Genomic DNA, 12,658 nt, shown 5'->3' with positions numbered 1-12,658 from the left:
TATTTGCATATTATTTTTGCAATTGATAAATGTCAAATTATGATTTCTACTAAAAAAGCCTTTGTATTACTATTTTTAATAAGTATTTCGACCCTTTTTGCGCAACTAAAGCCGGAAAGTAAAAAAATTACCATTACTGGTAAACTAATCGAAAAAACGACTTCTTTACCTTTAGAATACGCTACAATTACCTTTAGAAAACCAAATACTACACAAGCAGTTTCTGGCGGAATCACAGATAATAAAGGAGCATTTTCTATCGAAATAAACGCTGGAACTTATGATGTGAGATATGAGTATATTTCTTTTAAAACTATCGAACTTAAAAATCAAACATTTAATTCCAATACAAATCTAGGTACCATTTCTTTAGAAGATGATGCGCAAAAATTAGATGCTGTCGAAATTCGTGGCGAAAAAACTACTGTCGATATCAAACTAGACAAAAAAGTATATAATGTTGGGAAAGATATTTTAGTAAGAGGTGGAACCGTGAGTGATGTTTTAGACAATGTACCATCGGTTGCAGTAAGTGCCGAAGGAACTGTAAGCCTTCGTGGTAACGAAAACGTAAGAATATTAATAGATGGAAAACCATCGAGCGCAATTAATGTGAGCGATGCTTTGCGACTTGTTTCTGCCGATGCTATAGACAAAGTAGAAGTTGTTACCAATCCATCTGCTCGTTATGATGCCGAAGGTGGTGGCGGAATTATAAATATCATTCTAAAAAAAGGAAAAAACCAAGGACTTAACGGAACATTTATCGTATCGGCTGGAGAACCAGAAAACTCAAGCGCTTCGGCAAATATTAACCTAAAAAGCGAACAATTTAATTTGTTTACAACCATAGGTTATAACAAACGTAAAACTCCTGGGAATACAAAAATTGATCAAGAGAATCTAAATCCTGACGGAAGTCTAAAATCATACCTTGAAGAAAGACGTGATAGTAAAAGGTTTGGCCAAGGAGTTAATGTAAATTTTGGTATCGAACTGTTTTTAGACAAACAAACCTCATGGACAAATGCCTTAAGTTACCGCCAAAATAAAGGTGGAAACAAAGAAAATGTATTGTATTATAATTATGACGGAAGCAAATCATTCATCAATACAGGACAAAGATTTAATGATTTAATATCTAATAGCGAAAATATAGAATACACCACAAATTTTATCACAAAATTTAAAAAAGATGGGCATCAATTAAGTATTGACGGTGCCTTTTCGCAAGATAAAGACAATGACTTCTCAGGTATTGAAGGTACAATTCTAGAAACCAATACTTTTGTTTCTTCAGAAAATACCAAAAAAGTCAACAAACAAAATAGAAACCTTATTCAAGCGGATTATGTTTTGCCTATTGGAAAAAACTCTCGATTAGAAGCTGGTTTTAGAGGTAATTATGTCGATTTACTTGCCGATTATCAAGTTCAAGAAAGAGCTACTCCTACAAGCCCGTTTACAAATATTACTGCATTTACAAACATTTTAGCATACAAAGAAAATGTAAATGCTATGTACACGCAATTTGGTTCAAAAATTAATAAGTTTTCTTATTTATTTGGTGTTCGTTATGAAAATTCTAATATCGAAGTAAATCAATTGACATCAAACATTTATAAAACTAAAAATTACGAAAATTTCTTTCCAAGTGCTTTCTTAACTTACGAAGTATCTGAAAACAGTAATATTTCATTAAATTATAGCAAACGAATTAACAGACCAAGAGACCGTTTTATCAATCCGTTTGCTTCTTATACGAGTAATATCAACTTATTTCAAGGAAATCCAGACATCAATCCAGCATTGAGCGATGCTTACGATTTAGGATATTTAAAAAAATGGGATAAAGTAACATTAAGCACATCTGCTTATTTTAATCATACTACAAACTCGTTCCAAGTAGTACGAAAAGAGCGTGGCGATTTTATAAATGGTGTTCCTGTAATCATCAACACACCATTCAACTTAGCAATTGAAGATAAAACTGGTTTCGAATTTACTTTAAACTACGCTTTCAAAAAATGGTGGAAACTAAACGGAAATTTCAACTTCTTTAATAGTAAAACCACAGGCGATTATTCTTATGTAAATAGCGCAAACAATTTAGTGGTACAAAACTTCGATTATAATGCCAACACATGGTTTACCAGAATAACATCAAAAATAACTTTGCCATATAAAATCGAATGGCAAACCAATGCAACCTATAATGCTCCTCAAAAATACCGTCAAGGAACAATAAAAGGAATTGCTGCTGCAAATGTTGCTTTTAGTAAAGACGTGCTAAAAGATATGGGAACTATCTCGTTCAACGTAAGTGACGTTTTCAATTCTCGAAAAAGAATACAAGATTTGCAACTACCAACAGTAAACTCAAACAGCGAAATGCAATGGAGACAAAGACAATTTACACTCTCCTTTACGTACCGTTTCAACAAAAAGAAAACCGATAAAGACAATAAGCCAAAACAAAATGAAAATGGTGAAGGCGAAAATATGGGGTAAAAATAGAGGAAAGTCATAAAGTCATAAAGCCTTGTGCTAATCGACAATGACTTTCAACTTTATAGTAACAAAAAACCACGCTAATAGCGTGGTTTTTTTATTTTGTAAAGAACCTAATTACTTAGACTCTTCCTGTTTCTTAGCTCTTTTCTCTTTATACAATTCCCATAAAGCACCGCCAATCCAGTACTGAACAAATCCTACAAGGAAAAACAATAACCAAAAACCTATAGTTAGAACGGTTAAGAAAAGTATGAAACCTAAATACTGTGGAAATTCAACCATGATAAATCGTAATTTTTTAATACTCAACAAATGTAAATGTAATTATTCTTTTTACCAATAATATTTAGAAATTTATTTTAATACATTTTTTTAAGCAAGTAAGAATCATTATTTTTGTCAAGCTTTTTTTTAGAAGCTATTTCCAGCTTTACACTTCAATCTTTTGCTTTCTAAAGAAAAAAGCAAAAGGATTTCCGTTTCAATCTGGGCTAAAAACCAAATAAACACATAACCGAATAAACAAATCAACAAAAAAATGGAATACAGAATAGAAAAAGACACAATGGGCGAAGTACAAGTTCCAGCAAACAAATACTGGGGAGCTCAAACAGAACGTTCAAGAAACAACTTCAAGATTGGTCCATCGGCATCGATGCCAAAAGAAATTATACAAGGTTTTGCTTACTTAAAAAAAGCAGCCGCTTTTGCAAATTGCGATTTAGGCGCTTTACCAACAGACAAACGTGATGCCATTGCAGCGGTTTGCGACGAAATATTAGCCGGAAAATTAGACGATGAGTTTCCACTTGTAATCTGGCAAACAGGTTCGGGAACACAAAGTAATATGAACGTAAATGAAGTTGTGGCTAATCGTGCGCAAGTTTTAGCAGGACACAAAATTGGCGAAGGCGAACAATTTATAAAAGCCAATGATGATGTAAACAAATCACAATCATCTAACGATACGTATCCAACAGGAATGCATATTGCAGCTTACAAATCGGTAGTAGAAATCACCATTCCAGGAGTAGAAAAATTACGTGATACTTTACAAGCAAAAGCAACAGCATATAATAATGTAGTAAAAATTGGTCGTACACACCTTATGGATGCGACACCACTAACATTAGGTCAAGAAATTTCTGGTTACGTAGCACAATTGAACTACGGTTTAAAAGCAGTAAAAAATACATTGGCTCACTTATCTGAAGTAGCACTTGGTGGAACAGCAGTAGGAACAGGACTAAATACACCAGCAGGATATGACGTAAAAGTTGCCGAATATATTGCCAAATTTACAGGTCACCCATTTGTAACGGCACCCAACAAATTTGAAGCATTAGCAGCACATGATGCTATTGTAGAAACTCACGGAGCACTAAAACAACTAGCAGTTTCGTTAAACAAAATTGCAAATGATGTGCGTATGTTGGCTTCAGGACCACGCTCAGGAATTGGAGAAATCTTAATCCCAGAAAATGAGCCAGGATCGTCTATCATGCCAGGAAAAGTAAACCCAACGCAATGCGAAGCATTAACTATGGTTTGCGCGCAAGTTATGGGTAACGATGTTGCAATTTCTGTAGGAGGAATGCAAGGACATTATGAGTTGAATGTTTTCAAACCACTCATGGCTGCCAATTTCTTACAATCGGCAAGATTGTTAGGAGATGCTTGTATGTCTTTCGACGAACATTGCGCACAAGGAATAGAACCTAACTACAAAAGAATTGAAGAATTGGTAAACAACTCATTAATGCTTGTTACGGCTCTTAACACAAAAATTGGTTACTACAAAGCGGCCGAAATTGCACAAACAGCACACAAAAACGGAACGACGCTAAAAGAAGAATCAGTTCGTTTGGGTTATGTAACTGCCGAAGATTTTGATGCTTGGGTAAAACCAGAAGAAATGGTTGGAAGTTTAAAATAATAGCTGATTCCTAATAATAATAAAAGCCTGTAATGAGAATTACAGGCTTTTTTACGTTATTAATAATTTAGGTGAAAACCAACTTTGTATTCAGATTAAATTTGTCCTTTATAATTTGGGTCAAAATCTACCATCCATTCAATTCCGTATTTGTCTCTAAACATACCAAAATAAGAACCCCAAGGACTGTCGGAAATAGGCATTTCAATTTGTCCGCCTGCTGAAAGTCCGTTGAATAATTTATCGGCTTCTTCACGACTTTCTGCACTAATAGATATCTTAGACCTGTTTTCGTTTTCATTTGTTCGTCCCATACTTGCTGGAACGTCATTGGCCATTAAAATATTTTTGCCAATAGGTAAAGCAATGTGCATTATTTTATTTGCTTCGCTTTCCGATACTGGAAACTCAGGGCTTGACATGTCTTTGAAACGCATGACTTTTGCGAACTCACCACCAAAAACTGATTTGTAAAAATTGAATGCTTCTTCGGCATTTCCGTTGTAGTTTAAATAAGGATTGATAAGTGCCATAATTTATTCCTTTAAGTGTTAATTATTTTTTTAATATCAAATTTAGTCATTTTGCAAAATGCTTCAATAACTTTTTATGATTTATTATCTGTTTGTTGTTGGTTTTTGTGTCGCTTTTGGTCAGTTATTATCTGTTCTTTTTTACTGTTCTTTTTTACTGTTCTTTTTTACTGTTCTTTTTTACTGTTCTGAAATTTCTTTTAATTTATCCAATGCTTTTGGATAAGTGTTATTGAAGTAATCCAAATATTCATCAATAGTATCCATCTCCACGGTTACGGTTGTAATGCCGTTATTTTCCTGAAAGCTGTAATTTTCGTGTCCGCCTGTCCATTTTTCTACCTGTTCGCCTGTGGTTACTTCGGTATCTCCGTCCAAAAATCCGTAATGACGAATGGAAATAAAATTGGCAGGTTTGTGTTCTGCAATTTCCGAAACCATTCCCCCTTTTTTACCATTTTCATCTATTCCTACAAAAAGGATTTTGTTTCCTTTGTTCCAACTACCCTCATAAGTAGAAGTAGGGTTAAAAGTTGCTGTCCAATATTCGTAAGTGGCTTTGTTCTTTAAGCCCAGCATCGTTTCATATACTTTTTGAGCTGATGCGTTTATTTCTTTTTTAAATTGTAATTTTTGCATTGCTTGCTTTATTCCTTTAAGTGTTAATTATTTTTTTAATATCAAATTTAGTCATTTTGCAAAATGCTTCAATAACTTTTTGTGATTTATTATCAGTTCGTTTGGGTTATGTAACTGCCGAAGATTTTGATGCTTGGGTAAAACCAGAAGAAATGGTTGGAAGCTTAAAATAATATTTACAATTATATAAAAAGCCTGTAATGAGAATTACAGGCTTTTGTTTTTGGCTTTATAGTTACCCAATCTTGTCAAAAGACTGTTTAATTGTTGCTTATTTTACTAAATATTGTATCATTGATTTAGGATTTTTTTTATGTAATTCATTTATATATTTTCTTGCTTTAGATAATCGTTCTTTATCAACGCTATTTAAGTAGGAAAGCCAACCACCAACTTCATTTAATAATTTTACATTTCCCATTTCACTTGGCAAAGTTAAATGATGAATTTTTGCCCTAACATTTTTATATTTTTGTTTTCCAATTCCAATTTTTTCATCCGAAATTACTAATCCAGTCACAATTTTTGCTCTTGCAGAACTTGCAACTCTTGTTTTAGAATTATTTATTTTAAATTTTTCACTTTCGACTATTGTTTTTATCATTGGATAAATATTTACAACATTTGAAGGATTTAAACCTGAAAATGATAAGTCATCCGCATAGCGAGTATAATTAATACCTCGTTTACCTACATAACCTTGAATTCTTAAATCAAGCATCCAAGCCGATAAATTTGCAAGTTTGGGTGAGCAAGGACTTCCTTGTGGTAAAAATCCTTTATAAGTACAAATATTTGTAAAGATTGTTGAAATTAAATTATTATAACCTAAAGTTTTGAAAACGTTGAATACTTGCTTACTTGTAATGGTTGGAAAAAAATCCTTTAAATCTATAGTTAAAATAGTATTTGCTCCTTTATGAGGCAAAGCATTATCTAATGTTGAAGTTTTTTTCTCAAAACCTTTACACGAACTTGAAACTTTTGTTTTGTCCAAAATGTTAACTAATATCCAAGATTGAAAACCTTTTAATTTTCTACTTGGTTGACATATTTGTCTTGGTCTACCAGACTTTTTTGGAATATCGTAAGTTTTATAATAATTATCTGAATTTTTTGAAAGTTGAAATATTGTATAATTAGAAATATGTGTAATTAAAGAAAAATCATCAATTGTTTGGATTACTGGTAATCCAAGCATATTTAGTTTTATAATTTCTGATTTACTCATATTAATTATTTAAGAAAAGGTTATAGGGAAATATTTTACTTCATAACATTTGAGTGAAATTTAAATTAGCAAACCTACCGGATTTTCTAATTTAAAATTTGCGATTATAAAAATGAGTTTAAAACTCGGTTGTCGGAACAACAACCACTCGCTGAAATATATAAATACAAATCGCGTCTAAAATTTTTCTCCCTATACCTTTAATTTCTTTTTTCTATTTTTTAAATTTAGTATTTCTAATCTTAAATTATCTATATGTGTTGTTTTATTATTTATTTTATTTCTTCTACTCGAAATTTTAAACTTTAAAAATGTTTCAACACCCAAAGTTGTTAATTTATATCCATTAGTAGTTAACTCAATATGGCGTTTTTTAGTTAGAATTGTTAAAGCTGTTGTTGTAATTTGAAAAGAATTTATCTCATCTTTAGATGCTTCTTTAACAAGTTGAATTAAAGTATCTTTTGAAATTGGTTCTAATAAATATATTGATGGTAATATAAAATTGTCAATTTGTAGTAATGAAATTTTATCATTGATTTTCAAACTGGATTTTTTCATAATCCTTAATGATTTATATATTTTATCCATTTCACTTTTTATATCATTTGGATCTATAAAAATTAATCCTTTATTATTTTCTTTTTTTACAAGATTTAAAGGTCCTTGATTTATAAAACTTTTGTCTTTTTGATATTTTTTATCAACTAAACAAATTAGTTTTTTTCTTAATTTTTCATCATTTGCAAATGCTCCCAACTCAGCAAATGAACCTGGACTTTCTGGAATTAAAACAATTGCATCAACGCTTTCTGCTAATAAAGCCTCTAAGGATAATAAATCTCTTTTTTTTGAACTATAAAGCAACTCATCAAAGATGTCTTCTGGATAAATAATATCGTAATATCTTGAAGATCTCCAACCGCTTTTTATTTCTTCGGCAATTTTAAATCGTATTTTATCTTTTTGTAGAATATCCGCTCCACACAAAAAAATTGTAGTTTTAAAACTATTTGCAGGCGTATAAATATCTTCTCTAATTTTAGTTGAGAGTTTTATACAATCTTCATTTGATATTTCTTCTACTTTTTTCATATTTCATGCTCAAAATAACGACTAACTTGTATGTATAAATATTTCATCTCAATAATCTATCCAGGTTAGCTTTTCGCAATTATTTACTTTCCAAATGTAATCCTAAACTTGTTAAAAATAAAACTAAATTCGGTTATAAAATATTTTTTAAATATAATTTACTTCTCAATCCGAGTCAAAATATCATTCATCATATCTATTTGTACTTTCTGAATCTCGATAAGTGCTTGCTCTTGGTGCATGATTAGATGGTCTATTTTCTCATGAAGCATTCTAATTTCGAGCTCCGATTTTAGGTTAATCATATAATCATTTTTGGCTCGTTCGCGATCTTTTTCTTCCTGACGGTTGTTACTCATCATGATTACAGGTGCTTGTAGCGCAGCAATACAGGACAAAATCAGGTTTAGTAATATAAACGGATACGGGTCGAATCCTTTATTTATAAAAATAAAAAAGTTTACAAAAATCCAAATCATAAGGAAAATTACAAACGATATTATAAAGGTCCAGCTTCCACCAAACTTAGCCACATTGTCGGCAAGTTGCTGTCCGAAAGTGTATTTTTTAGTGTCTAAATCGAGTTTGTTGGTTAGTGTAGTTTCGCTCTGAACAGCGTCGAAAACTTTTTTCTCTAATGAATTTAAGTCGCTAACTTCTTGCAATAGAAATCCTGCAATATATTTTTCTCGAAACAAATTGAGTTCGCTAATCGCTATTTCGTCATTTTCGGTAAAGTTTGGGTGTTCTTTTTGTATAAAATCTAAAATAGATTTTCGTATCATATTTCCTTTTATCCTATCGATAATTGGGAATTCTTTTTCTGAAATTGCGCTTACGAATGTTTTCATCTAAAATAATTGTGTTAGAAAATTTAGTACCACTTTTTCCATTTAAAATAAAGAATCATACCTACAAATAATCCAAACATACCAGCCAGAACATAAAAATAACCGTATTCCCACTTCAATTCGGGCATATTTTCAAAATTCATACCATAAACTCCTACTATAAATGTAAGTGGCATAAAGAAAACCGAAACAACTGTTAGGGTTTTCATAATCTCATTCATCTTATGGCTTTGTGCCGAAAAATAGAAATTCGAAGCACTATCTAACGTGGTAATATCGTATTCTATTTGCTCTAAAAGTTCTAAACATTTTTGATGCAAACGATCAAAAAAACTATAGTTTTCCTTTTCAATTGCATTAAAAACATTATCGTCTTTCATACTTTTTATAGAATATAAGGAATCTCGCAAAGGAATGATAGAACGTTTCAGAAAATTAAAATTATCGCGATGTTTTTCTATTTGTTCTAAAATCTCTGGTTTGGTATTTGTTTTAGATAAATTAATTAATGCTTCTACCCTATCTTCTTCATTTTCGATAGTAATATAGAAATTTTCCATAATCGCATCTAGCAACAAATACAGTAAATAATCTGCTTTTTTCTCTCTTACAATTCCAGAATGCGTTCGGATTCTTTCTCTAATATGAGTAAAAAAATCGCTCTTTTTTTCCTGAAAAGAAGATAAAATTCCGTTTTTAAGTAAAAAACTAATTTGTTCTACATTTATATTGTCCGTATTTTCTATTGGCAATAACGATTTGACATTAAAGAATAAAACATCATGGTATTCATCTAGTTTGGTTCGTTTTGTGGTATTTAAAATATCACCCAACATAAAATTATCAACCTTCAGGAAATCTCCAACTTCTTTTATAACCGTAGTTTCATTTAACCCGTGAATATTTAACCAATTTACTTTGTTAAAATCGACTATCGAAAGTAAATCTTGGCATTTATGATCGGCACATTCCGTCAAATTTTCACTGTCATATACAAATAATTGCATTTCTGTAGCAACATTTTTATGACGACCTGTATATTCTAAAAATGTAGGAACAACTTTTTTTCCTTTTTTGTATTTTATTTTTCGCACCTTATAATAATTTGACATAAAGATAGCCGTTTTTAAAAATCAAAGATTATTTTTACAAAAATTATTTTCAATGCAAACACTAATCATCAATATAAAAGAGTTACTTCAAGTTCGAGACAATCCTATCGATAAAGTTTCTGGTGCCGAAATGGCAATTTTACCCAAAATTGACAATGCTTTTTTATTAATAGAAGATAATCTAATTGCCGATTTTGGTTCGATGGCTAATTGTCCTACAATTAAAGCTGATCAAACTATTGATGCGACAGGAAAAACCGTTTTACCAACTTGGTGCGATAGCCATACTCATATTGTGTACGCAGGCAATCGAATTCAGGAATTTGTAGATAGAATAAATGGTTTGAGTTATGAAGAAATTGCCAATCGTGGCGGTGGAATCTTAAATTCTGCTAAAAAACTGAATGAAACCAACGAAGAAGATATTTACAACCAATCGAAAGTTCGTTTAGAAGAAATCATGCAACAAGGAACTGGTGCGGTCGAAATAAAATCTGGTTACGGACTCACAGTCGATGGAGAACTAAAAATGCTTCGAGTAATCCGAAAATTGGCTGCAAATTATCCTATAAAAATAAAAGCAACCTTTCTTGGAGCACACGCATTTCCTACCGAATATAAAGAAAATCATGCGGCTTATATCGATTTGATTATTAATGAAATGTTACCTAAAATTTCAGAAGGAAAATTAGCAGATTATATTGATACTTTTTTAGAAACTGGTTATTTTTCGGTACAAGAAACCGAAAAAATCATGGAAGCAGGAAAAAAATATGGTTTGATTCCAAAAATTCATGTCAATCAGTTTACAGCCATCAACGGAATCAAAGCTTGTGTAAAATACGAAGCGCTTTCTGTCGATCATCTCGAAATCGTAACCGACGAAGATATCGAAGACCTAAAAGGAAGCAAAACCATGCCAGTTGCTTTACCTAGTTGCTCCTATTTTATTAGTATTCCTTACACTCCAGCACGAAAAATGATGGCGGCAGGATTACCACTTGCCCTCGCCACCGATTATAATCCAGGAACTACACCATCAGGAAATATGAACTTTGTTGTCGCAACCGCCTGTATAAAAATGAAAATGACGCCAGAAGAAGCCATAAATGCCGCAACAATAAACGGCGCTTATGCTATGGGAATTTCTCAAACTCACGGAAGCATTACAAAAGGAAAAAGTGCGAATATTATCATTACAAAACCGCTAACAACCTATTACGAAATGGCTTACTCGTTTACCAGTAATCTAATCGAAACCGTTTTTATTGAAGGAAAAGCTATTTAATTACCTATTTTTTTGGGCGTGACCACAAGGGTCGGGCTCTCCGCTACAATCTTTAGTTTTTTAAAGAAAAAAACTAAAGGATTTCCGCTGCTATCCCTCACGCGGACGAAACTTCAACATTCAAAATTCCCACACAAAACAAAAAATCCGTTTAAATCCGTTTCATCCTCGTTCCAAAAGACAAACCAATAAACCATAAAAAATGCTTTAGTTTCCCAACTAAAGCATTTTTTTTATCAAACAAACTAAAAACAAACTCTCTTTATTTTTTCACAAATATATTCGTGTAGTATCTTTTTCCATCGCTGTTGGTTCTAATCGCAATTCCAAAATGGGTAAAATCACCATCAATATTCACTTTGTGCGATGCACTGTTTAACCATGCGTTTACTACACCCTCTGGAGTACTATAATTATAAGCCAAATTCTCAGCTACATTCTTTGCGCCAATCACCTGAACTAAGTTCTCATAACGATCCTGAAAATAATTATGGCTTACCGTTCCAGTTGATATCATATAATTGTCATGCTCTTCCGATTTGATAGAGATATAATCTATTTTTTCTAATGTATTTTTACCAATACTGGCTCTATAGTTGTTTACTAAAGTCAACACTTGTGTTTCTTCAGTAGTATAAGTATATTTTGCGCTGACCTGAGACATATCTACAGCAGGAGCACTAACAGCCTCTTCTTTAGAACAAGAAACAATAGAAATAGAAACTAAAACTAAAAAAACAATTTTTGATAAAGTACTTCTCATAATCAGATTATTTGTGTTGTTGTATCCAAACCCACTTGTTACGTTTAGACAGGACAACATTACAATTAAAATCGATTAAACACCTAATAAAATCGTCAAACTGTTAATATTCAACTGATTAGTAAATAAATTCTTGCGGTATAGCAATAATAATATTCTGTTATTCGTCGGTAAAACAAAACATATTATCTATAAATTATAGAAAACCATATTAGAAAAAACCTCTTATAAACAAAAACCCCTATCCGAATTGGATAGGGGTTTTTAAAAGTTCCGATAGCTATCGGAATACGACGAATCGAGCCGTTAGGCGAACACGTCAATCCTATAAAAAATAAAAAACCCTATCCGATTTGGATAGGGTTTTCTTAAAGAAAGGCGACGACATACTCTCCCACAAAAATGCAGTACCATCTGCGCAGGCGGGCTTAACTTCTCTGTTCGAGATGGGAAGAGGTGAGCCCCGCCGCAATAACCACCTTAAGAGGTTATAATTGCTTTGGCAATTATTTCCAAAGTTAATTAGCAATTATACATTGTTAATTATCAATTGGACAATATCTTAACATACTGAGATAAAGAAGTATTTATTTAGAAAGTTTCTTCCCCGCCGAGGCGGGGAAAAGTTTGTACATAAGCTTACGGGTTATTAGTACTACTCGGCTATGACATTACTGCCTTTACACCTATAGCCTA

General features: G+C 32.0%; 10 protein-coding genes and 1 rRNA gene. 3 read left to right on the top strand and 8 right to left on the bottom strand.

Features of this window, described 5'->3' with window-relative positions; all coding sequences use genetic code 11:
• Positions 1 to 39 precede the first annotated feature (39 nt).
• Complete coding sequence (locus BM053_RS10750) at positions 40 to 2,511, top strand: TonB-dependent receptor (RefSeq protein WP_091477290.1); 2,472 nt, start codon at positions 40 to 42, stop codon at positions 2,509 to 2,511.
• A 541-nt stretch (positions 2,512 to 3,052) separates the two neighbouring features.
• Positions 3,053 to 4,450, top strand: coding sequence for a class II fumarate hydratase (fumC, locus tag BM053_RS10740; protein WP_091477286.1), 1,398 nt, complete (start codon positions 3,053 to 3,055; stop codon positions 4,448 to 4,450).
• Between the two features lie 95 nt (positions 4,451 to 4,545).
• Here fumC and BM053_RS10735 read toward each other — a convergent pair whose 3' ends face one another.
• The 6 genes from BM053_RS10735 to corA all read right to left on the bottom strand — a co-directional run bounded on the left by BM053_RS10735 (position 4,546) and on the right by corA (position 9,893).
• Positions 4,546 to 4,983: a VOC family protein gene (locus BM053_RS10735; RefSeq protein ID WP_091477284.1), complete on the bottom strand. Its 438-nt coding sequence runs from the start codon at positions 4,981 to 4,983 to the stop codon at positions 4,546 to 4,548.
• A gap of 180 nt (positions 4,984 to 5,163) precedes the next feature.
• Positions 5,164 to 5,622 (bottom strand): SRPBCC family protein, encoded by a 459-nt coding sequence (locus tag BM053_RS10730; protein WP_091477282.1) that lies wholly within the window; start codon positions 5,620 to 5,622, stop codon positions 5,164 to 5,166.
• Positions 5,623 to 5,893: 271 nt separating this feature from the next.
• Positions 5,894 to 6,853, bottom strand: a complete 960-nt coding sequence (locus BM053_RS10725) for a retron St85 family RNA-directed DNA polymerase (protein WP_091477280.1) — start codon at positions 6,851 to 6,853, stop codon at positions 5,894 to 5,896.
• 192 nt (positions 6,854 to 7,045) lie between these two features.
• Positions 7,046 to 7,948 carry a retron St85 family effector protein gene (locus BM053_RS10720; protein WP_091477278.1) on the bottom strand — a complete coding sequence of 301 codons (903 nt, stop codon included), beginning with the start codon at positions 7,946 to 7,948 and terminating at the stop codon, positions 7,046 to 7,048.
• A gap of 158 nt (positions 7,949 to 8,106) precedes the next feature.
• Positions 8,107 to 8,799, bottom strand: coding sequence for a DUF1003 domain-containing protein (locus BM053_RS10715; protein WP_091477276.1), 693 nt, complete (start codon positions 8,797 to 8,799; stop codon positions 8,107 to 8,109).
• Positions 8,800 to 8,822: 23 nt separating this feature from the next.
• The gene (gene corA / locus BM053_RS10710; RefSeq protein ID WP_091477675.1) at positions 8,823 to 9,893 is read right to left on the bottom strand and encodes a magnesium/cobalt transporter CorA; all 1,071 of its coding nucleotides are present in this window, start codon (positions 9,891 to 9,893) and stop codon (positions 8,823 to 8,825) included.
• Positions 9,894 to 9,963: 70 nt separating this feature from the next.
• On the opposite strand from corA, the gene hutI reads away from it, so the two are divergent.
• Entirely contained in the window at positions 9,964 to 11,199 is a 1,236-nt protein-coding gene (hutI, locus tag BM053_RS10705) for an imidazolonepropionase (protein ID WP_091477275.1), read from the top strand.
• A gap of 262 nt (positions 11,200 to 11,461) precedes the next feature.
• Here the strand turns inward: hutI and BM053_RS10700 are convergent, their stop codons facing one another.
• Together BM053_RS10700 and rrf are read right to left on the bottom strand one after the other, a co-directional pair.
• Complete coding sequence (locus BM053_RS10700; RefSeq protein ID WP_091476687.1) at positions 11,462 to 11,962, bottom strand: CAP domain-containing protein; 501 nt, start codon at positions 11,960 to 11,962, stop codon at positions 11,462 to 11,464.
• Between the two features lie 373 nt (positions 11,963 to 12,335).
• Positions 12,336 to 12,445 (bottom strand): 5S ribosomal RNA (gene rrf, locus BM053_RS10695).
• Positions 12,446 to 12,658 lie beyond the last annotated feature (213 nt).

Source organism: Flavobacterium swingsii (assembly GCF_900111965.1).
GTDB lineage: Bacteria > Bacteroidota > Bacteroidia > Flavobacteriales > Flavobacteriaceae > Flavobacterium > Flavobacterium swingsii.
Note: the sequence above shows the minus strand (reverse complement) of the source record. Positions and strands in the feature narration are given on the sequence as shown.